The 21,658-nt window shown below is 52.0% G+C and carries 23 protein-coding genes; 7 read left to right on the top strand and 16 right to left on the bottom strand.

Going from position 1 to position 21,658, the window contains the following annotated elements; genetic code table 11:
• Positions 1 to 42 precede the first annotated feature (42 nt).
• Entirely contained in the window at positions 43 to 660 is a 618-nt protein-coding gene (locus tag ACRJJO_RS16045) for a SagB/ThcOx family dehydrogenase (RefSeq protein WP_431066679.1), read from the bottom strand.
• Positions 661 to 758: 98 nt separating this feature from the next.
• Here ACRJJO_RS16045 and ACRJJO_RS16040 point away from each other — a divergent pair, with 98 nt between their 5' ends.
• Positions 759 to 1,013: a DUF504 domain-containing protein gene (locus tag ACRJJO_RS16040; RefSeq protein ID WP_431066678.1), complete on the top strand. Its 255-nt coding sequence runs from the start codon at positions 759 to 761 to the stop codon at positions 1,011 to 1,013.
• Positions 1,014 to 1,098: 85 nt separating this feature from the next.
• Here ACRJJO_RS16040 and cydX read toward each other — a convergent pair whose 3' ends face one another.
• The 5 genes from cydX to ACRJJO_RS16015 form a co-directional block, all read right to left on the bottom strand.
• Positions 1,099 to 1,242 (bottom strand): cytochrome bd-I oxidase subunit CydX, encoded by a 144-nt coding sequence (gene cydX / locus ACRJJO_RS16035; protein WP_125217353.1) that lies wholly within the window; start codon positions 1,240 to 1,242, stop codon positions 1,099 to 1,101.
• 225 nt (positions 1,243 to 1,467) lie between these two features.
• Positions 1,468 to 2,607: a cytochrome d ubiquinol oxidase subunit II gene (cydB, locus tag ACRJJO_RS16030; RefSeq protein ID WP_431066677.1), complete on the bottom strand. Its 1,140-nt coding sequence runs from the start codon at positions 2,605 to 2,607 to the stop codon at positions 1,468 to 1,470.
• A 10-nt stretch (positions 2,608 to 2,617) separates the two neighbouring features.
• Positions 2,618 to 4,192 carry a cytochrome ubiquinol oxidase subunit I gene (locus tag ACRJJO_RS16025; RefSeq protein WP_431066676.1) on the bottom strand — a complete coding sequence of 525 codons (1,575 nt, stop codon included), beginning with the start codon at positions 4,190 to 4,192 and terminating at the stop codon, positions 2,618 to 2,620.
• A 3-nt stretch (positions 4,193 to 4,195) separates the two neighbouring features.
• Positions 4,196 to 4,378, bottom strand: coding sequence for a cytochrome oxidase putative small subunit CydP (gene cydP / locus ACRJJO_RS16020; protein WP_404359390.1), 183 nt, complete (start codon positions 4,376 to 4,378; stop codon positions 4,196 to 4,198).
• 9 nt (positions 4,379 to 4,387) lie between these two features.
• Positions 4,388 to 5,605 carry an NAD(P)/FAD-dependent oxidoreductase gene (locus ACRJJO_RS16015; RefSeq protein ID WP_431066675.1) on the bottom strand — a complete coding sequence of 406 codons (1,218 nt, stop codon included), beginning with the start codon at positions 5,603 to 5,605 and terminating at the stop codon, positions 4,388 to 4,390.
• A gap of 347 nt (positions 5,606 to 5,952) precedes the next feature.
• On the opposite strand from ACRJJO_RS16015, the gene ACRJJO_RS16010 reads away from it, so the two are divergent.
• The 4 genes from ACRJJO_RS16010 (at position 5,953) to ACRJJO_RS15995 (ending at position 10,195) form a co-directional block, all read left to right on the top strand.
• Entirely contained in the window at positions 5,953 to 6,387 is a 435-nt protein-coding gene (locus ACRJJO_RS16010) for an archease (protein WP_431066674.1), read from the top strand.
• Positions 6,388 to 6,430: 43 nt separating this feature from the next.
• Positions 6,431 to 7,861, top strand: coding sequence for an RtcB family protein (locus tag ACRJJO_RS16005; RefSeq protein WP_431066673.1), 1,431 nt, complete (start codon positions 6,431 to 6,433; stop codon positions 7,859 to 7,861).
• A 1-nt stretch (position 7,862) separates the two neighbouring features.
• The gene (locus ACRJJO_RS16000) at positions 7,863 to 8,618 is read left to right on the top strand and encodes a DUF72 domain-containing protein (RefSeq protein ID WP_431066672.1); all 756 of its coding nucleotides are present in this window, start codon (positions 7,863 to 7,865) and stop codon (positions 8,616 to 8,618) included.
• 302 nt (positions 8,619 to 8,920) lie between these two features.
• Positions 8,921 to 10,195, top strand: coding sequence for a diguanylate cyclase (locus ACRJJO_RS15995; RefSeq protein ID WP_431066671.1), 1,275 nt, complete (start codon positions 8,921 to 8,923; stop codon positions 10,193 to 10,195).
• A 116-nt stretch (positions 10,196 to 10,311) separates the two neighbouring features.
• On the opposite strand, the gene ACRJJO_RS15990 is transcribed toward ACRJJO_RS15995, so the two are convergent.
• From ACRJJO_RS15990 to ACRJJO_RS15945, 10 genes are all read right to left on the bottom strand, one after another.
• Complete coding sequence (locus ACRJJO_RS15990) at positions 10,312 to 11,520, bottom strand: IS1096 element passenger TnpR family protein (RefSeq protein WP_431066670.1); 1,209 nt, start codon at positions 11,518 to 11,520, stop codon at positions 10,312 to 10,314.
• A gap of 112 nt (positions 11,521 to 11,632) precedes the next feature.
• A complete protein-coding gene (locus tag ACRJJO_RS15985; protein WP_431066698.1) occupies positions 11,633 to 12,058 on the bottom strand; it encodes an RES family NAD+ phosphorylase in 426 nt (141 codons plus the stop codon).
• Positions 12,059 to 12,274: 216 nt separating this feature from the next.
• Entirely contained in the window at positions 12,275 to 12,724 is a 450-nt protein-coding gene (parS, locus tag ACRJJO_RS15980; protein ID WP_431066669.1) for a type II RES/Xre toxin-antitoxin system antitoxin, read from the bottom strand.
• A 142-nt stretch (positions 12,725 to 12,866) separates the two neighbouring features.
• Positions 12,867 to 13,370 carry an SHOCT domain-containing protein gene (locus ACRJJO_RS15975; protein ID WP_431066668.1) on the bottom strand — a complete coding sequence of 168 codons (504 nt, stop codon included), beginning with the start codon at positions 13,368 to 13,370 and terminating at the stop codon, positions 12,867 to 12,869.
• A 119-nt stretch (positions 13,371 to 13,489) separates the two neighbouring features.
• Positions 13,490 to 14,470 carry a 1-phosphofructokinase family hexose kinase gene (locus ACRJJO_RS15970; RefSeq protein ID WP_431066667.1) on the bottom strand — a complete coding sequence of 327 codons (981 nt, stop codon included), beginning with the start codon at positions 14,468 to 14,470 and terminating at the stop codon, positions 13,490 to 13,492.
• Between the two features lie 10 nt (positions 14,471 to 14,480).
• Positions 14,481 to 15,707: a beta-ketoacyl-ACP synthase gene (locus ACRJJO_RS15965; protein WP_431066666.1), complete on the bottom strand. Its 1,227-nt coding sequence runs from the start codon at positions 15,705 to 15,707 to the stop codon at positions 14,481 to 14,483.
• On the bottom strand, positions 15,701 to 16,426 hold the full coding sequence (gene fabG, locus ACRJJO_RS15960) for a 3-oxoacyl-ACP reductase FabG (protein WP_431066665.1): 726 nt from the start codon (positions 16,424 to 16,426) through the stop codon (positions 15,701 to 15,703). Before fabG ends, ACRJJO_RS15965 begins: the two co-directional genes overlap by 7 nt.
• A gap of 182 nt (positions 16,427 to 16,608) precedes the next feature.
• Positions 16,609 to 17,049 (bottom strand): 3-hydroxylacyl-ACP dehydratase, encoded by a 441-nt coding sequence (locus tag ACRJJO_RS15955; protein WP_431066664.1) that lies wholly within the window; start codon positions 17,047 to 17,049, stop codon positions 16,609 to 16,611.
• Complete coding sequence (locus ACRJJO_RS15950; RefSeq protein WP_431066663.1) at positions 17,046 to 18,227, bottom strand: beta-ketoacyl-ACP synthase; 1,182 nt, start codon at positions 18,225 to 18,227, stop codon at positions 17,046 to 17,048. Before ACRJJO_RS15950 ends, ACRJJO_RS15955 begins: the two co-directional genes overlap by 4 nt.
• 4 nt (positions 18,228 to 18,231) lie before the next feature.
• Positions 18,232 to 19,467, bottom strand: coding sequence for an NAD(P)/FAD-dependent oxidoreductase (locus ACRJJO_RS15945; protein ID WP_431066662.1), 1,236 nt, complete (start codon positions 19,465 to 19,467; stop codon positions 18,232 to 18,234).
• A gap of 538 nt (positions 19,468 to 20,005) precedes the next feature.
• Here ACRJJO_RS15945 and ACRJJO_RS15940 point away from each other — a divergent pair.
• Both ACRJJO_RS15940 and ACRJJO_RS15935 read left to right on the top strand, forming a co-directional pair.
• A complete protein-coding gene (locus tag ACRJJO_RS15940; RefSeq protein WP_431066661.1) occupies positions 20,006 to 20,245 on the top strand; it encodes a phosphopantetheine-binding protein in 240 nt (79 codons plus the stop codon).
• Positions 20,242 to 21,573 (top strand): hypothetical protein, encoded by a 1,332-nt coding sequence (locus ACRJJO_RS15935; protein WP_431066660.1) that lies wholly within the window; start codon positions 20,242 to 20,244, stop codon positions 21,571 to 21,573. Before ACRJJO_RS15940 ends, ACRJJO_RS15935 begins: the two co-directional genes overlap by 4 nt.
• The last annotated feature ends 85 nt before the right edge of the window (positions 21,574 to 21,658 follow it).

Below are 21,658 nucleotides of genomic sequence, written 5' to 3'. Positions count from 1 at the left end.
TGAAAAATATGCCGGTCGCCGAAATTCTTTTTTACATCTGCGTTATTGAATCGGATAACCCAACGGCAGCAAATACAACGGGCGTTGATCTTTGGGCAGTTTAAGGGCTTCCGCTACACGCTTATCGTTGAACGCACCAATCGGCACGCCGGCCAGCCCTTGAGCAGTTGCTTGCAGCAATAGATTCTGTGCTGCATGCCCGACTTCGATCGGGACATAAAGATTCGCGCGCTCTCGATATTTGATGGCGGTTCTTTCGAAAACTGCTGTAAAGACAAAAACGGCCGGCGCCGAACCGAATGCATCTTGGTCTAGCGAGGCTTTTTGCAGCTCAAGGCGACGATCGCTTTCAACGGTGCGTTTGAGTTCGTGATTCCGAGGGTCATAACGATAAATTCCGGCCGGCAGCACGACATAAGTTTCTAGCGGATACAACGCACCGGCCGAAGGCGCCGCACGCAGGCTGCCCTTTGTATCGGTAATACCTTGCGCCGCCCAAAGCAATTGCCCGATCTGCTCTATCGATAACGTTTTTGCCGCAAACGCCCGTATTGAGCGTCGTGCGGCGATGCTTTGTTCCAGCGACATCGATCCGGCAACTTTCGCTTGCGGCAGATGTATCGTTTCGTCAAAAGCCATCGCTTGAGAAAGAAGTACCATCGGGATCAATCCTATTGAGTTCACGGCTTACACCTCAGTAGTCGTATAGATCCAATTTAGTGTAGCATTTCGGCACGTTTTCAATGCGGATTTAAATCATGCAACCGGTACAAGACATATTGAACCGTATAAGATGGGACGAACATTGGAAGGGGGACGAATTCAAGATCGGTTATTACGATCGGATCGAAGACAGGCTGATCGTCGTCGCATTCAACGAAATCCGTTTTCCGAAGGGAGATCATTTTACCTTCGAAGTAATCGACCGGGACGGAGAATTGCATTCAGTGCCGTATCACCGAGTCAAGGCGATCTTCCGCAACGGCGACTTGATTTGGCATCGCGAACATTAGAATTCTATATCGGGTCAGCGATAGAATCACCCGATTTTTTTACGGGATATGTCGGGTTAAGGCTATTGCCTAACCCGACCTACGACTAACTCTCGTCGCATTTTTCGCCCGGCATTGCTTTATCCATGTCACAGTGATCGAAATCGCATTCGGCTTCGAGCCACATTGCGTTGATGATGCCGAACGCGCAGGCAAAGCTGACGCCCAATATCCAACTGAAATACCACATAGTTAATTCCTCGATTCGGTTTTTAAAGCGCGCACCGTCTATTTGTCACATCCGATGCGCGCCACATTTAAGGGAATGGTCAATAATGACTCCCCAGTACAATCTACTCGATAGGGGTTTATGATCGCCTACTCTGGCTTAAATCGCACATTACGGCCCCCCCCACGACAGAGGCGCCTTTCATCTTTCATCTTTCATCTTTCATCTTGCACCTTTAACCTTCATTCAATACCAACCATGCTTATCTTCGCTAATCATTTTCTCGGTCACCGGTCCCCACATCACTTTGTAAGCCCAGCGCGTGTACATCAGCACAATAGGCAGAAATACGATCGTAATCCAAAATGTGATTTTCAGCGTCAAATGGCTTGCGCTGGCGTCCCAAATGGTCAAACTGCTTCCGGGGTCCGTGCTGGATATCAACAAAAAAGGAAACATGCCGAATCCGACTGTGAATAAAACACCAATCAAGCCTAAACAACTGGAGATAAAGGCCGCTCTGCAGGTATGTTCACGGGCAAGAAGATAAGCGGTCCACAAACCGGCATAGGCCATGATAGGTGCGAACAGCATCCACGGATGCAGGAAAAAATGCGCAAGCCAGCCGCCGCTTTGTTTTTCAACCGTTTTTGCCAACGGATTGGATGCGGCATTGAATAAGGCGTCATTTGGCAAGCGATAGACCTCCATGCTCAACAATACCCAAATCGCGAGCAAGGTCAACGCGCCTAAAATAATGACGCCGAACTTCGATATAAAGGCCCGGGCGCGGAAATAAAGCTCACCCTCGGTACGCCATTGCAGATAAATTGCGCCATGCAGCATCAACAACAATACCGCCAGCACGCCGCACAATAAAGAGAACGGATTGAGCAAGTCGAAAAAACTGCCATCGTAAAAAGAGCGCAGTTCATGATTCAAATGAAACGGCACACCGCGTATCAGATTGCCGACCAACACACCGAGCAATAGGGTCGGTACCGCGCTGCCGGTAAACAACACCCAATCCCAGGTCGAACGCCATTTGGGCGATTCCAGCTTGCCGCGATAATCGAATGCCGGCGGCCTCAGAAACAGCGTGAACAACACCAAAATCATTGCCAGATAAAGCCCCGAAAACAGCGTCGCGTAGACCAGCGGCCACACTGCAAACATCGCACCACCCAACGTGACCAGCCACACCTGATTACCTTCCCAGGTCGGCCCGATCGTGTTCAGCATCACGCGGCGCTGCATGTCGTCGCGCCCGAAAAACGGTAATAAAATGCCGACACCTAGATCAAACCCACCGCTTAAAATAAAACCGCAAATCAGCACCCCCATGAACAGCCACCAAATGACTCTTAACGTTTCATAATCGAACATAACTATCTCCTCAGTGCGCGGTTGCCGGCGTTTCGGCCGATTCGAAATGATATTTACCGGTATGCAGGCTGCTGGGTCCTAAGCGAATGAATTTAAACATCAAAAACAACTCGACGACCAGCAATGCGGTATAGAACACCGCGAATCCTATCAGGCTTAAATATACGTCGCTTGGGCTGATTTCGGAAGCGCTCAGGAAGGTCGGCAACACGCCGCTGATCGTCCACGGTTGCCGGCCGTTTTCGGCGACGAACCAACCCATTTCCGAAGCGATCCACGGCAGCGGGATACTCCAGGTCGCCATGCGCAACAACCAAATCTGCTGTCCGGCGCGTCTCGTCGCGCAGTAATAAAACGATGCAGCAAAGATAAACAGCATCAAAAAGCCGCTTGCAACCATTACGCGGAATGCCCAAAACAACGGAGCGACTCTCGGCAAACTGTCTTTCGCGGCCTGCTGAATCATCGCCTCGTCGGCCTGACTGACATCGTCGATATAACGTTTCAGCAATAAGGCATGACCGAGATTGTTTTTATGCTCTTCGAACAATGCGCGCGTTTCCGGGGTTTGATCGCCGCCACGCATTTTTTCCAATTCGCGGTAGGCGATCATGCCGTTGCGAATCTTGTCGATGTTTTCGGTGCGCAACTCAGTCAAGCCTTTGACTTCTTCATCGACCGAACGCGTGGCAATCAAGCCGAGCACATAAGGAATTTTGACGGCGAAGTGTGTTTCTTCAGCTTCTTGATCCGGAAAACCAATCACGGTAAAGCCCGCGGGCGCTTCGTGCGTTTCCCATTCCGCCTCGACTGCAGCCAATTTGACCTTTTGCGTCTCGCCGGCGCTGTAGCCGCTTTCATCGCCGAGCACGATCACCGACAGAACCGATGCCAGGCCGAATGACGTCGCAACCGCGAAAGAACGGCGTGCAAAACCTAAATCGCGCCGCTTACGCATATACCAAGCGCTGATACCCAGCACAAACATAGAGCCGGTCACGTAACCGGCCGCGACGGTATGCACGAATTTGACCTGTGCGACTGGGTTGAAGAACACGTCGGAGAAACTGGTCAATTCCATGCGTAAGGTTTCGTAATTGAATTCGGCGCCGACCGGGTATTGCATCCAGCCGTTCGCAATCAAGATCCACAGCGCCGACAAGTTGGTACCGAACGCCATCAGCCAAGTCACGGTCAAATGCTGAACTTTGGTCAGGCGGTTCCAGCCGAAGAAGAACAGGCCGACCAACGTCGATTCGAGGAAAAACGCCATCAGGCCCTCACTCGCGAGGATCGCGCCGAAGATGTCGCCGACATAGTGCGAGTAATAGGCCCAGTTGGTGCCGAACTGGAATTCTAGCGTCAGTCCGGTCGTCACGCCCATCGCGAAATTGATGCCGAACAACTTGCCCCAGAATTTGGCCATGTCCTTATAAACTTCCTTATGCGTCATCACATAGACTGATTCCATGATCGCGATGATGAAACTCAAGCCCAACGTGAGCGGCACGAATAAAAAATGATACATGGCCGTCAACCCGAACTGCAGACGCGACAGATTGACAACCTCTTCACCGGTAAACATGGCTTATTTCTCCCCTTCGGAACTAGAAAAATCGGACGATGGCCGCTCGCCGTAAAGACGAGCCGCCAAATCGGAGCGGTCTTGCGGGCGGGGTTCGGTACGGAAAAATGCGAACCACAAGCCCCACAGCAACAAAAACTTGACGGCAAGCACGCTTGCCAATTGACGTGTCAACGAGATTTTCATGCTCACCTCCTAAGTACCGACTTTCGACCAGGGCCACCTGCGTCCCTTGATCAAAGCCCGCCAATACAACTGTGGCAGCACGAAGCGTTTCAACAAATACAGCAGTAGGCTTTCCTTGCTTTGATCGAACGGAAAAGTTTCTTGAGGCTGTAATTCATAATCGAACTCGGCCAGTATCGCTTTACCGTAGCCGGTTACTAACGGGCAGGCGGTGTAGCCGTCATAAGTCGCCGTCGGCGCTTGTCCTCTGACGGCGGCCAGCAAGTTCGCGGCCAGCACCGGCGATTGCGAGCGAATCGCCGCGGCGGTTTTCGAAGTCGGCAGACCCGCGCAATCGCCGATCGCGAATACATTATCGAAACGCTTGTGCCGCAACGTGGCCTTATCGACGTCGACCCAGCCCTCGGCGTTCGAGAGCTCGCTGTTCTTAATTACATCGGGAGCGCTCATCGGCGGCACGACATGCAACAAATCGTAATCGACCCGTTTTTCCTCTCCGCTTTCGCTATTTTCGAACAGCGCCTGGCAATTGTCGGCATCGATCGATTTCAGACGCCAATTAAAATGCGCTTCGATGCCTCGCGGTTCGACGCATTGCCGCATCAATGCATCGGCGTATTTCTTGACGCTGAAGATCGTCGGCGTCGCGCAAAAATAGCTGACTTGGGTTGTGTCTCGAACATCGGCCTTACGGAAATATTCCTCGGCCAGATACAGTATTTTTTGCGGCGCGCCGGCACATTTGATCGGCGGCGGCGGAAACGTGAAAACAGCATGGCCGCCCTTGAAATTACGGATCAATTCCCAAGTCTGCTCGGAGCCTGAAAAATCGTAGATACTGCAGACGCCCTGTTGCCCCAAGCGCTCGGGCAACCCCGGGATTTTATGCCAATCGATCTGAAGTCCTAGCGCGACGACCAGGAAATCATAAGAGAGCGTCTGCCCGTCTTCGGTTTGTAATTGATTAAGTTCCGGTTGAACTCCCGTCACCGAGGTCTTCAGCCATTTGACCCCGCCAGGAATCATATCCGCCATCGGCCGAATCGATAATTCGTGATCGACGATGCCGGCTCCTGCTAAGGTCCAGAAAGGTTGATAAACGTGCCGCAAAGACGGTTCGATCAATGCGACCTCGAGGCCATGCGCCGCCAGCCGCGCCGCGATCGACAATCCGCCGGGGCCGCCGCCGGCGACGACAATACGGTGATGTTGCGTTGTTGTGCTCATAAGCCCTCATCTGCTGTAAAAATCGCAAGATGTCCGCGTCTTTCCCGACAAGACATGACTGCAGCGAGCAAAATATCGCAAGCCTTTGATAAGCATGCATGATTAGCCGAAGGACCGTTCATCATCCCGATTTCTCGGTCCTGTTTGATTCGGATTATAGGTCCGTATATTAGAGATGTCTAATATATTTTGAATCCTTCTCAACCTTTCCCAAAAAAACACTTCACTTTAACATCGTGACAAGCGTGTAAATTTATTCGGGCAACTTAATTTGAATACTATCTTGACGCAATGTCCATAACTTTGCGACATTGTTCACAAAATAATCCTCAGCCGGGAGGCTTCTCGTGACCGATAAAACTCAGATTCCGCATTGGGAACACTTCGAACACAAGGCGGATATCGGCATTCGAGGTATTGCGCCAACGCTCGCCCAAGCTTTCGAGCAAGCCGCGCTGGCGATGACATCGGTCATCTGCGATCCCGACTTAATTCTAGAACATCAATCGGTCGAAGTGTCCTGTCAAGCGGACGATATCGAGTTTTTATTTTTGGATTGGATCAATGAATTGATTTATCTGATGGCTGTCAAAGGCTTATTGTTCAAGCGTTTTCAGGTCGTGATCAATGGCAAAACTCTAATCGCAAAGGCTTCCGGCGAACCAACCGATCCCGCAAAACACCAACCCGCCGTCGAAATCAAGGGCGCGACCTTGACCGAACTTGCCGTACGCAAAACCAAAGATGGGCTTTGGCTGGCCCAATGCGTGGTGGATGTATGAATTCGACAATACGCCACCACATTCTGCATAAAGGGTAAAACCGATGGACATCAAACAATTCATTCAACGCGATGAAAGCTGCTGGGAGATTCCTGCGAAGGGCCCGATGCGGGTACCGGCAATTATTTATGCCGACCCCGGATTGCTGGAAGCAATGGATCAAAAGGTCTATGAACAGATCACCAATGTCGCGACGCTGCCCGGTATCGTCGAAGCGGCCTATGCGATGCCCGACGCGCATTGGGGTTACGGCTTTCCGATAGGTGGCGTCGCGGCGTTCGACGCGGACGAAGGCGGCGTGATTTCGGCCGGCGGAGTCGGTTTCGATATTTCCTGCGGCGTTCGCACGCTGCATACCGGTCTGACCGTGAACGACTTGCAAAACGTCAACAAAGAACTGGCCGACGAACTCTACCGCAGCGTACCAGCCGGAGTCGGCAGCCGTGGTCGGATTCATTTGAACCACGACGAAATGCGCGCGATGCTGACCGGCGGCGCGCAATGGGCCGTCGATCAGGGCTTCGGCGAAGCACGCGATCTCGAATTCACTGAAGAACAAGGTCGCGTCGACGCCGCCGAACCGAGCGATGTGTCGCCGCGTGCCCGCGAACGGCAAAAAGACGAAATGGGCACGCTCGGCTCCGGCAACCATTATCTCGAAGTGCAGCGCGTCGTCGAAATTTTCGATCAAGAGGTCGCCGAAGCCTACCGGCTCAAGATCGATGCGATCGTGATCAGCATACATTGCGGCTCGCGGGGTCTAGGCCATCAGATCGGCACCGAGTTTTTGAAGGACATGGCGCTTGCGGCGTCTCAATACCATATCAACCTTCCCGACCGAGAATTGGCCTGCGCGCCGCTGAATTCGCCGCTGGGCAAGCGCTATCTCGGCGCGATGCGCGCCGGCATCAATTGCGCACTAGCAAACCGCCAAATCATCACGCATTTGACGCGCCAAGCGATGAACAAAATTTTTCCGGGCATTTCAATCAACCTGCTCTACGACGTCTCGCATAATACCTGCAAACAAGAACGCCATATCGTTGCCGGTTCGGCACGGACAGTCTTCGTCCATCGCAAAGGTGCGACGCGAGCCTTCGGCCCCGGCCATGCCGACTTGCCTACCGAATACCAAACTGTTGGCCAACCGGTCTTGATAGGCGGCTCGATGGGCACAAGTTCCTATATTTTGTGCGGCACGAAACAGGCCGAGCAACGCTCGTTCAGTTCGGCCTGTCACGGTGCGGGACGCGCGATGAGCCGCCGACAAGCCACGAAACAGTGGCAGGGTCGAACGTTGGTCGATCAATTGGCCGAACAAGGCATCATCATTCGAAGCCCCTCCCTACGCGGAGTTGCCGAAGAAGCGCCGGCCGCTTACAAAGACGTCAGTGCGGTCGTCGATGCCGCCGACAAAGCCGGTCTTGCCAATAAAGTCGCGCGTTTGGAACCGGTCATTTGCATCAAGGGCTAACGTGACCGAGCTTTATATCGGCACCAGCGGTTGGAGTTACCGGCATTGGCGCGACTGTTTCTATCAAAAGACAACACAAAAAGCTTGGCTCAGGTTTTATGCCGAACGATTAAATGCCGTCGAAATCAACGGCACCTTTTATCGGCTGCAAAAAGCGTCGACATTCGAAAAATGGCATGCCGAAACACCGGATTCGTTCAGGTTCGCATTGAAAGCAAACCGTTATCTGACGCATAATAAAAAACTCAAAGATCCCAAGGATTCTGTCTTGATCGAGAAACAGCATGCCTTGCCGCTGGCCGAAAAACTGTCGGCCATACTTTGGCAATTGCCTCAGTCGTTAAAAAAGGACCTCGACCGATTGAAAGGTTTCATCGAGGCATTGAAACAATGGCCGGAAGTCGATCATGTCATCGAATTCAGACACGAATCCTGGTTCGACGACGAGACCGCTGAGATTTTATCCGCTTCCGGCGTCGCTTCTTGCCTCTCCGATTCGGCTTCCTGGCCGCTATGGAAACATGCGGCCGGCAATCACGTTTACATCCGTTTACACGGCCACCCCGAAACCTATGTCTCCAGCTATAGTCATGGCGAATTGGCGCAATGGGCGAAAACGATTGCCGAACACTTACAACAAGGCCGAACCGTGCACGTTTATTTCAACAATGATGCCAAGTGCGCCGCACCATTCAATGCGTTGACTCTGCAAGCTCTATTGCAGCATCGGCCCTGGATTTATACCTTTCGCACTTAAAATTTCGGCGATGCTTAAGGAGGCACCGGGGTGATCGACAAAGGCTTTGCCAGCACGGATGCTGGCATAGAGCCTACATGGACGTATTCACCCAGCACCTAAATTCCATAGCCCATTGGCTATGGTTAATTGTCTTAGATAATTTAGGTGCTGGGTTCACGGCGTCCTTTGACGGTCACCCCGGCGCCGAATTTTGATCTACGGGGTATAACTCAATTCAATAACTCCGCGCTCTATTTTTTCAACCGAAAACCGTACGCTCGGTTATCATATTCCGCCATAGTTGTTGATGTTGGTTTTGCATGAAAACGAGGTTTTTTATTTTTTTTGTGTTGCTGTGGTTGGGACTTAACAGTATTTCGCTATTGCTTCAAGTCTATAATGCTCAAGATACCGCCAAAAAAATCGCTTTCTCGCAAGGCAGGCTGTTTTTTCAACACATCGTCACGATGCGGCATTGGAATGCGCAACATGGTGGCGTCTACGTAACGGTTACCGAAGAAACCCCATCCAATCCTTACCTGGATATTCCCGAACGCGATATCGTTACTCTCGACGGGCGTCAGCTAACGCTGATCAACCCAGCTTATATGACGCGTCAATTGGCTGAACTGGAACACGATAAATCCGGCATTCAATTCCATATAACCAGCCTTCATCCGAAACGCCCGGACAATAAGGCGGACGACTGGGAAACGAATGCGCTATTGGCATTTGAAGAAGGCGAATCCGTTGTTATGGATATCGCAACCTTGCATGACGAGCCGTTTTACCGCTACATGGAACCGCTGAAAATTACCGATTCTTGTTTGCGCTGTCATCGAAATTATCAAATCGGCGACATCCGGGGCGGCATCAGCGTTAGCATTCCCAAGGCCAAGATTATCCCTTATGTCGAAAACCAATTAAGCCATATCTATCTGCTACATGCCGTAATCGCTTCACTCGGCGTTATGCTGTTGATCGTTTTTCACTACACCGAGCGACTCACCCAAAAACAACTTAGTCGAGCAAAGTCCAAATTACACCTGGCTTATATCGATTCGTTGACCGGTTTGCCGAACCGGCGTTATTACGACCAGTATGTGCAAAAAGAATGGCAACGTGCATTGCGTCATCAATATCCCTTATCGATAATCATGCTCGATATCGATTATTTCAAGAATTATAACGATGCCGAAGGGCATCCTGCAGGCGACCAATGCCTGCTCGAATTAGCCAAAGTCCTTAAACTGTTTTCCAAGCGCTCGGACGATTTCGTTTGCCGTTACGGCGGTGAAGAGTTTTGTGTGGTTACGGTTTGTAATGCAGAGCAAAGCCTATCGTTGGCCGAGAAGCTGAGAGTCGCCGTCGAAAAAAGACGATTAAGACACCCGAATTCGCCCGTGTCTCATTATGTGACATTGAGCCTGGGAGTTGCCACGGTCATTCCAAAAGATACGCTAAGCTCAGCCAGTTTGCTCGGTTTTGCCGACAAGGCGTTATATCTAGCTAAACAAAACGGCAGGAACCGCGTTGAGCAATTCGATCAGAAACAGATCGACGATGCAGAAAAGGCAACGATTGCCGGAATCTAGGCTATTGCTGAAAAAAATAATTGACCGTCCATGGCGCAGGATACTTGTATCTCGAAAGGTATAAACCAAAATTCGGCAGTTTTGGCCGGCGCAACTGGCTGATTAAGCCAAATTTTTTAATAGTAATACTGCTTCGGCGCTCTACCCTTTTTCTCAATGACTTTCGGTTCCGTATATTTTCCTCCCTCCTTGATAACCGTTTCGACTAGACACTGAAAGCGCCAGTCGTCGCCGAAATCGTAATGAAAAACAAAGGTCATACCTTCGTGTATCGGCATTTCTCCTAGTGTCATATCATCGGCCCAATAATCGCCGTCATCGGCAAAAGAATGTGCGACTCTCTCTATTAACCCTATACTGTTCTTGTAAATAAATTCATACAAGTGATCCTCATCGAAATTGAACGCATCCAGAATGCTTGAAGCCAAGTCGTCGAGAAACGTATCGTGAGGAACAGCCAGTTTTCGCACCGCGTCACGCACCTTGACTGCGATCACCGAATAGCCTTCCGTCAAGACCTCTCGTTCTTTTATCAATAAACGGTTTTGCCAATCCGGAATGAGTGGGTTCAAATCCTTGGCACAAAAATCGTACAATTCATCCGATAAATAATTTCCAGTTTCATTCATGAAGCGAGAGACAGCATCGCCAAGATAAGTGAGCATTACTTTGCCAAACGAAGAGAAAACAACTTGCATGTCTGCCGTATCGACACTCTTATTCGATTTTTTCGGCACGGCCTCAATAAAACCGAACAAAGCCAACAGTGCGATATTATGGGGTCCATAATAACGACATTCAGTCACAATCGAGGAGTTACCTCCTTGACTAGCTGTCCGATAAATATAAACGGCATTCAAAAAACTCGAACCATAGATTCCTGATCGTTCGCCGAGTACTTCTTCCTCACCGCGTGAAACCCAAAAAAACAACAATGAAAAATAGCGTTCCTTGGTATTAAGACTCCGCCAAGAAGTCAATATGTCCTGATCGAGCACGATTAGGGTTTTACTCTTTTGTGCGACCAAGCGCCCCAAACCGGACGTGCGCAACAATAAATACAATCCATGGATGACGGGAAACGTCTTTTGTTGAGGCCGCTTCAATTCGGTTTCGACAGGCCGCGTCATCCGTTCATTGAGTTCAAACAAGTATTTCATGCCGATATGGTGAGTCGTCTTGGTCGCATCGATACCGTCGTCACCAATGAAATCCAACAGCGCCTGAAAATCCTTCAACAGGCTTCCAGGCTGAGTATCGCTGAAAGTCTGATTTTTTATGATCTCGGCATTTTCGGGCGATAAATGTTGATTTTTGTTGCTCATATCTATGCTCTGTTAATCCTGCCTTCGGCAGAGTGATTATGGGTACTATCATTGACGAGCTTGGTTGCTTGAACCGGTGCTCTGCCACGTTTCGTAAAAGGTTTTTCGCTAATCATGACGAGAAAAGCCGTCGGTCGGGCTTGAAATCGAGCAGGCGCGCGTGCTGCTTAACGACATCGGCAAAGGCACGATGTTTCGTGTTGACGATGAAGCTCCATTCCCGAGGTACAATGACGCTCGGCACCGCTAAGGCCAGCCCGGCGCCTTCAGTCAAACAGGCATCGCCGATCGCGGCGGTTTCAGGCGGCGCTGGCTCGTCGCGCCAACAGGCCGGCAATTTTTCGGCGTCGAGATAGACGACATCTTGTTTCGGTAAGTGCAGTTCGAACAATGCGTAATGCGTCAAAAATTGCTGTTTGTCGAGATGGACCAGTATTTCCAATATCGCGAGCGATTCGGAGCCTGCCAGATAGACGCAGGACTTGCCGCGATTGTTCCAGCGTCCGCCGTAACGTTTACTCCCTTTATACTCAAAAATTAGCTAACTTTATGAAGGTATGGGGTGGCTAGCGAGGATGTCGGCAGCAGGGAGCTGCCGTCAAGCCCCATGGATGGGTTTACGGCGGTCCTCGATAGAAACATCCCATACCTTTTATTCTTAGACGGTTTTTCGATCAAAAGGGAGTAGCACCTTCGCCTTCGAAAGCGCTGTCGATCCATTTTTGTTTGACGATTCGATAGGCTTTGATGCCCCTCAAACGACTACTCTATGTTCTAGCCGGCCGATCAAATCCATAACCGCCTCAGTCTCGGCGGTCGTAGCCAACATGTCGACCGGTCTGCGCCCGCCCAACCCGAGCGCGGGTTTATGTAGCCACTCGCGCGCAGCATCCTGATCGCCTTCGAACAATTCGGCCGCCGCGCCCAAGAGCTCTACGAGACGATAAAGCCGATCGCTCTCCTGTTGATTGAAACGACCGGCTTTGGCGCGCCGCTGTAATGTCGACGGCGCTATCGAAGCACATTTGGCTAAGTCTTTTTTCTCCAGTCCGGTAAGCTCCGCGAGTTTTCCATAAACGCTGAACGACAACCCCTTGTGCAAGGCATCATGAAGTTTCGCGCCGCGCGACGGCATCCCGATCAAATGCCATACATCGCGCCGCTCACTGAATTCAGACTCGTAAATCTTCAAGGCTTCCGACATCTCGGCTTCTCCTTCTCATTTTTTGTAATCACGATCGCTTATTGGTTATCACAGACCTGATCATTGCTTTACGCTAATTGATTTCGTGCCAGGAATAAGTGATTGCTTGCATCGTTTACTCAATAAACTTAATGACTCTAATTTACCGATTGTTAGTGAATAGTTTTTTCTTTTCAGATTCAAACTCTTCCTTTGAAATTAAACCTTTTTCTAATAAATTCCCTAAACGCTCTAATTGCTCATAAGCATCCGCAACATTTTTACTTTTGCTTTTGCTAGCTTCTTCACATACAAATATAAGCTCGACTCTAGGAAAGTTTCCGAGTATGTGAGGAGGAACGGAAGTTGTTTCTTGAACTGTCCTTGCGCCCAAACCACGTTGCTCACAAAAACGATTAGCACGGTCTTCGGTATCTTCGCGCACCTGATTTAAACTTGTAAATCCAGTATCAGCATGATGAAAAATTCGATATTCAGTTAATTTTTGAGTGTTTTCAGACACAAATGTTTTTTTCCCTTTGAAAACAGCTTCCTCAAAATTTGATTTAGAACGCTTTACTTCCATTATAGGGGTAGCTGTACCACAACCATTGAGAAACAATAAACTTCCTAAAACTAAAAAATTACTAGATTTTGTAATTTTCATGTATTCCTCAGTTTTGAATAAAAATTATCATGAGGTATGTCGAGCTTTCAGGCTATATAGCGCATTTTGTCCACGAAAATCACGAAAACATTCAATTACTATACCTTGCAAACTATTGATTAATTTCGTGATTTTCGCGGCCTAACTTCCGAATTTAGAGTCAGGATATCCTCAACCACGATACGCGAGGTAATATCATTGACTCGTGTCGGTTCGAACCGGCCCGGTTCCGGCGAAAACATATTCGCCGTACCGCAAGCCACGCCTAGTTTCAACGCGGCCTCCGCATCCAACCCCCGCCACGCCGCGACCGCCAAACCGGCCACCAGCGCATCGCCGCAGCCGACGCGACTGACGATTTGTTCCGGTGCTGTATTAAAATAAGCCGATATCGTCATGTTCTCGTAGGCGGCAATGCAGCCGTGCTCGCCTCGCGAGACATAAACCCGTTGAATGCCTTGACCGACCAGTTCCCTCGCAGCCTCGGCGATACTGCGTTCGTCCGGCAAGGGCTTGCCGAGCAAGGCTTCAAGCTCTTGTTGATTCGGTTTGATCACATCAGGCTTGGCTTCGATGCCGCGACTCAAGCCGGGGCCGCTGGCATCCAAAAAGGTCGTCACCCCACGTTCGCGGCAGACTTCGATGAGATGTCGATAGAAATCGTCCGGCGCGCCAGGCGGCAACCTGCCGGAAATAATCACGATAGCGCCGGGCACGGCATGAGACTCGACGTTTTCGCACAAGCGGCGGCAATCGTCATGCGTCACGCGAAACCCTGCGGTTCGAATATGGGTTTCCCGGCCGCTCGCCGAATCATGCAAGGTAATGTTGGTGCGCGTCTTGCCGGAAACCTTGGTCAAATCGGTGTTAAACCGTTCGGTTTGCAAGGCATGAAATGCATCGATCGAGCGCGCTCCCGCAAAGCCCAAACACAAAACGGCATGCCCCAGAGACTCGATGGCCTTTGCGACATTGATGCCTTTGCCGCTGGCGAATTCCTCGGCACGTTCGGCCGACAGCGTTTCGCCCGGCACAAAACTTTCGACCTCGAGCAATAAATCGATCGCCGTATTGACGGTCACGGTAATGATTTTCGCCATATCCGGCTACTCAAACCCGCTTGAAAATCAATGAAGTATTGATGCCGCCGAAGGCGAAGTTATTACTCATCAAATAGTCGCATTCGAGCCTACGCACAGACCCTTGAATATAATCGAGTTCCGCACATCTGGGATCAGCAGCATCCAGATTCGCGGTCGGATGAAACCAGCCTTCGTTCATCATTCGAACCGCTACCCAGGCTTCGATCGAGCCGCAAGCGCCGAGCGTGTGGCCGGTATAACTTTTCATCGAGCTGATAGGAATCTTGTTGCCCAATACGGCCGCCGTGGCATGACTTTCGGCGATATCGCCCAACTCGGTCGCGGTGCCGTGCGCGCTGACATAACCGATTACCGCAGGATCCAGACCCGAATCTTGCAGTGCCAATTGCATCGCGACCTGCATGCTGGCGCTGTCCGGTTGCGTGACATGCAGACCATCGCAATTGGTGCCGAAACCGACGATCTCGGCATGGATCGTTGCCCCCCGGCTCAAGGCATGCTCGCGCTCTTCCAGAATGAAGGTGCCGCCGCCTTCGCCGATGACCAGCCCGTCGCGGTCACGGTCGAACGGGCGCGGCGATTTATCCGGTTCGTCGTTGCGCAGACTAGTCGCGAACAAGGTATCGAATACCGCCGCTTGCGAGGCGGATAATTCATCGCTGCCGCCGGCGATCATCACGGTCTGCTGGCCATGTTTGATCGCTTCGTAGGCATAACCGATGCCCTGGCTGCTCGATGTACAGGCGCTCGAGGTCGGAATGATGCGGCCGTTGACGCCGAAATGCAGGCTGATATTGACCGGACAGGTGTGTCCCATCATGCGGATATAGGATGTCGCGTTCAAGCCGCCCTTGTCGAAATTCAGCAACATCTTGGTAAAGTCGATCAAGCCGTCGAAACTACCGGACGAACTGCCGTAAGAAACGCCGGTGCGACCGCTTTTCAAAACCGGGTCATCCAATAATCCGGCATCCTGCAAAGCCAGTTCGGTGGCATAGGTCGCCAGCATCGCGACCCGGCCCATGCCCCGCACTTGTTTGCGCGAATAATGCGCGGGCCGCGCGAAATCGACCGGGCCGCCGAGCCGGGTGTTCAAGCCGTTGTATTTATCCCAGTCGTCCATCCGTCGAATGCCGGTCTTTTGCGCTTTCAGATTATCGGCGACCGTCGTCCAATCGTTGCCGATCGGCGTGATCGCGGCCATGCCCGTTACCACGACGCGTTTCATCAGCATAGCCCTCCGTTAACCGAAATCACCTGCCGAGTGATATACGCGGCTTCCTCGGACAATAAAAAACCGACCATGGCCGCGACTTCATCGGCCGAGCCGACCCGGCGCATCGGGATCATTTTTTTGATTTCCTCGAGCGGCAGCTCGTCGAGCATTTCGGTATCGATCAAGCCCGGCGCGACGCAATTAACCGTGATATTGCGTTTGGCAAGTTCCAATGCCAACGCCTTGGTCGCGCCGATGATGCCGGCCTTCGCGGCACTGTAATTGACCTGACCGCGATTGCCGATCAGCCCCGAAACGGACGATAATGTCACGATGCGGCCTGGCTTGCGCCGCCGGATCATCGGCATGATCAGCGGGTTCAAGACATTATAAAAACCGTCCAGATTGGTATGTATGACGCTGTCCCATTCCTCGCCGGTCAAGGCCGGAAAAGCGTTGTCAGCGTTCACGCCGGCATTGCAGACCACGCCGTAATAAGCGCCGTGTTCGTCGATATCTTGCTCGATCGCCGCACTGCATTGCTTGCGGTCCGCCAGATCGAATTGCAAAATACGCGCCGTGCGGCCGATTCCCTCGATTTCCTGCGCGACTTGCTCGGCCTCGCTTCGGCGGCTGCGGCAATGCACGACCACATCGTAACCCTTGCGCGCCAGATACAAAGCGATTGCCTTGCCGATGCCCCGGCTGGAGCCCGTCACTAAAACTGTTTCATTCATGCTGTTTCTTTAGTAAGTGTCCAAAATTTCTTTCCCGATTTGGCTAGTATCAGGTAACGCTGGAAGAAGTGTTCGCGGCATGGACGCCGCGCCCAAGCCTATAGGGATATATTCACGGCGTCTTCTGGAAGCGTTACCTGATACTGGTCGATAAAACCGGGTAATTATTTTGAAACAATTACTTAGTTTGTGATGACCCGATTGATTGCCGTATCGGGTTGATAAACACTCAGTTTAGCCGAAATTTCCACGCCGTCGCCGTCCACGCGGCAATCGAAAACGCCCAAGCCTTGATCCTGTATGAGGCGCTTGACCGTCACGGTCAGCACTGCCCCGGCAGCAAGCCGGCTCACATTGCAATGATAACGCCGCGTACCTAATAAAAAGCCGGGATTGAGCGGTTTTCCGGCCAAACGGCACATCAAGCCGCCATGCGCTGCCACCGTTTGCGCCATGTATTCGATACCCAACCAAGCCGGAACGCCAGTATCATTGCCGAACAGACCGTCGCCGCGCACGGTTACTTGCGCGGTCATCGACTCGTCATCGTAGGTTAGCACACAATCCAACAACATCATCTTGCCGGCATGCGGCAATAATTGTTCTATCGAATACGCGATCATACGCGCGACGCGACGATCGAAATGTTATTACCGCCGAAGGCGAAGGAATTGCTCTGGCAATGTTCGATGCGCTTGCCCAGCCGTTGACCGGTCTTGACCAGATTCAATGCTGGCAAGGCCTCATCGAATTCGTCGTCATTGCTATTCGGCGGCAACGAACCCCCTTCATCATCGCTATTCAGCAGCAGCCAACACAGACCCAGCTCGAGTGCGCCGGCCGCGCCCAAGGCGTGTCCAGTCATGCCTTTGGTCGAGCTAGCCGCGACCGAACGGCCGAAAACTTCAGCAACCGCCGCGCTTTCCATTGCATCGTTCAACGGCGTGGCCGTTCCATGTAGATTAATATAATCTATTTGCTTAGGCCTCATCCCAGCCTCGTTCAATGCCGTTTGCATTGCTTTGACCACGGCCCCGCCGCCGGGGTCGGGCGCGGAAAAATGATAGGCGTCGCTGCTGGCACCGATTCCTGCGAGCCTGACGGGACCTTCATCCCGGCTCAAGACGAACAAGGCTGCGGCTTCCGATAAATTGATGCCGTCCCGGTGCTTGCCGAAAGGCTTGCACAAGCCCGCCGATACCGATTCCAAGGCCGCGAAACCGTTCACGGTGAAGCGGCACAGACTATCCGCGCCGCCGACGATGACGGCATCGCAAATATCCAACTCGATCAATCTTCGAGCCGAAGCGAAAGCCCGGCCGCTGGAAGAGCAGGCCGTCGATACCGAATAGGCTGGTCCTTTCAAATCGAGTCGATGCGCCAAAAAATCAGCTCCGCCAGCCAATTGCTGTTGCTTGTAATGAAATCCGGGCGGTTTTTCGAGACCGCCGGCAACTGCGGCAATCGCCAGCTCGGTATTTCTGACACCGGAAGTACTGGTGCCGATCACCACGCCGATGCGATCCGCGCGGTATTTCCGTTTGATGCGGTCGACGCCCACCTGAATTTGGCTCAAGGCCGCGAGTAACAAGCGATTGTTTTTGCAATCGTAAACGCTGTATCGTTTTTCGATTTCGGGCAGTTCGGCACGAATCTCACCGACATAAAACGGCTTACCCGGCGAGTATTCATCGGTCTTGATCAAGCCGGAACGGTCTCCCGTCAGCAGTCTCGACAACATTTCGGAACCATTGCTACCGGCCGCCGATAGGATACCGAGATCATTGAGATATAAGGTCATTTTCTCAAGGCTCGCGGCACAATTCGACCAGGGTCTTCAACCGGGGGCCTGAGTTTTTGACATACGGATTGTTTTCATCCCAAACATAGCCGGCCAGAATCGAACAAATCATTGCTTTGATATTGGGCTGTTGTTGTTGATAAAGCACCACATCCTGCAAGCCGCCGTCATACCATGAGCTGACGAAGGTGCGGAAGGTATCGACGCCTTTTTGCAAGGGTTCGGCAAATTCCTGCTGCCAATCGACCGCGATGCCGCCGAGCTGCCGGTCCAATACCTCGGCGGCGAGACTCGCCGATTTCATTGCGATCGTGACGCCCGAGGAAAAAACCGGATCGAGAAACTCGCCGGCATTGCCCAATAGCGCGTAGCCTTTGCCGTAAAGGCTTTTGACGTTGGCGCTGTAACCGCCGATGCTGTTGACCGGCGTATCGAACACGGCATTATGCAGCAGCGCCGACAAGCCCGGTTCGGCGTCGACGAATTGCTTCAGCACCGCTTGCGGCTCGCGCTGCGGAACTTTGAGAATCTTATCTTCGCCGACCACGCCGAGACTGCAATGTCCGTTGCTGAACGGAATCAGCCAATACCAGACATCGGTTAATTCGGGATGCACGATGATGCGAATTTTGTTGCGATCGTAGCGCGGATCGTCGATCCTGTCTTCGATATGCGTGAACACTGCTTGCCGCACCGGAAACCCGGACGGCTTTTCCAAATCCAACAAACGCGGCAACACCCGTCCGAAACCGCTGGCATCGAGCACGAAGTCGGCGGCCATGCGGTAGCTGTCTCCGCTGTCCCTATCCTTGACCGTCAACAACGGTTGCTCGCCGCTGAAGTCGGCCTCGACGACTTCCTGACGCCAGCGTATGTCCACGCCCATACGTTGCGCCTCCGCAGCTAGCAACGCATCGAAGCGGTCGCGTTGCACTTGATAGGTCGAATCGAAACCGGATGTGAATTTGTCGGCGAACCAGAATTCGCAGTGCTTGTCTTGAAATAAAAAAGCCGCGCCGTCCTTCAATTGAAAACCGGCATTGCGCACGGCATCGAGCATGCCGGCCTGTTCGATGAATTCCATGCATTGCGGCAGCAGGCTTTCGCCGATGCTGAAGCGCGGGAAAGCCTCCCGCTCCAAGATCACGGTCCGGTATCCTTTGTTATTGAGCAATGCCGCGGCAATACTGCCCGCAGGGCCCGCTCCGATAATAACGATATTGCCTTTTTCAGCTCTCATGCGGACCCGCCTGTATTGCCATTGCTAACCTATTAAGTTGCTATTAAAGAATGTAGCCCGTATGCAGCATAGCGTAATACGGGAATAGCGTGGCGCCGAGCTTCCCGGATGGAGCGCAGCGCAATCCGGGAAACGCTGCTTGGTCAATGTGGCCTCGATGCCATTTATTGTAGCTTGACATTTTCGGCCTCGAAATCGCGATCTGGGGATCTCTCCCACGGTGCATCAATCACCCGCCGTGGGAGCGACGCCTTCGTCGTCCCTCACCTAACGCTAGGTGAGGGAAAGCCACCGACGCTCAACTTCCACAGTTTATTTCGAAGTCCTAAGTCCTGAATTCAATGAATTTGCCTCTACACGAAACTCGAAGCGAATCAGGAAGTTAATTTTAGCCACATCCCTGGCTTGATGCGTATGGTTAAATAACCCGCCCCGCGCGATGTTCAGTACCTAATCCCAAAGGGTATCGCCCTTTTCCGTGACTATGCCTGCCCTAATCGGCTATCATTTAAACGACAAATTATACCTTACCTGAGTCATGAAAAAGAAACTGCGCGACTTTATCTTTCAAGAGCTCGTTTTCGTCGCCGAGCCGAATCAATTCGGCGACGACGACGATTTGCTCGAAGCGGGCCTGGACAGCATGGGCATCATGCGCTTGATTATGTACATCGAAAACGAATTCGGTGTGACCCTACCCGATACCGAAATCGAACCGGACAATGTGCAATCCTTTAATGCATTGGAATGTTGGATATTAAGGCATAAAAACTCATGAGCGTCGATAAGTCCGCTATTTTAGAAAGGCTGAATCCGGCCGACAGTTTCACGTTGGCGATGGATGAAGAAATCCGCCGCGACGGCTTAGCCGGCAGTTTGGCGTGTTACGGACTGGAACTCGCCAATACTCCGGACATCGACGCATTGCGACAACGGATCGACGAATTTGGCCGACGTTTTCCAGTAGCCCGTGCCAGCCTGAGGCAAATCGGCAAGCGTTTCTATTGGTGCAAACGCTCCGATCCGCCCGAACTGTTTTTTCAGCATCACTGCCCGATCGGCGCAAATGAAGCGGAATTCCGGCGCGCTACTGTCGACCGAATCATGAACGAGAAACAGCCTCGAGAGAGCGCCGCGCCGCTCGAGTTTCATCTCTTGGCCGGTGCATCCGAAAACGTTTTTGTGATGCGCTGGCTGCATCCTTTTTGCGATGCGCGCGGCGCGGATCTGATCATCAAATATCTGTGTACCGCCGATGCAGACCAACGCCAACGCTTCGGCCACCCCGAAACCGGTCCGCTGGTATTCGAACAGCTGCGAAAATACCGCTGGTGGCAAAAAATTTCGCTCCTGCTGAAAGGCAAACGCTATATCGATAGGCTGGATAGACTCAGCAGCGTTCAGCCGCTGCGCCACGAACAGTCGCCGCAACGCCTCGAATTCGCGGTTCGCAGGCTCAGCGAGGAACAAACCGAACGGATCGTCAAACTGGCCAGGCAACAGGTCAGCTTGACAGGTACCAGTCTTTATTACATCGGCTGTTTGATGCGCGCCCTCGACAAATGGCGCCCCGACAGTCCGGGCGAGGCTTATTGTGTGCCTTATGCTTTCAATTTGCGCAAACAGCGCGCCTTATCGCCGGTAACCGGCAATCATCTCAGCGCACTATTCGCACAGGCGCCTCGAGAAATCGTCAAGGACCAACAAAAACTGTTCGAACATTTGAAACAACAAAACGCCCAGGTGATTCGTCAACAAGAAGACTATGCCTTTCTGCCGCTCATGTGGGCCGGCAGCTGGCTGTCGCTGGCCGAATACGGCAAAGTCTTGCGCCTTTCGTACGGCTCCGGTCAAGAGCGCAGTTCGTTTTGGTTTTCCGATATCGGCCGTCTGGATCTTCCGGCGGACAGTTTTCCCGGCGCCGAAATTACCGACGTGTTTCATGCTTGCCAAGTCACGTCGCCGCCGTCACTGGCTTTTCTGAACTGCATTTTCCGCAATCGTTTGACCTTAAGCTATAACTATGTCGAACCGATAGCCGATGCCGAAACTATCGATGCATTGCATCGGCTGATGCTGGCGGAACTGCTAGGAGAGACGGATTGAATCGTTTTAGGAATATGCACAAAATAACTGCTACAAGTAGTAGGCTTTGCGGCGGTTCGGTGACTCGCTTGACAGGACGCCGTGA

This window comes from Methylotuvimicrobium sp. (genome assembly GCF_050611805.1).
In the GTDB taxonomy this organism is placed as follows: Bacteria; Pseudomonadota; Gammaproteobacteria; order Methylococcales; family Methylomonadaceae; genus Methylotuvimicrobium.
The sequence above is the reverse complement of the archived record's forward strand: the minus strand, read 5'-3'. Positions and strand labels throughout refer to the sequence as shown.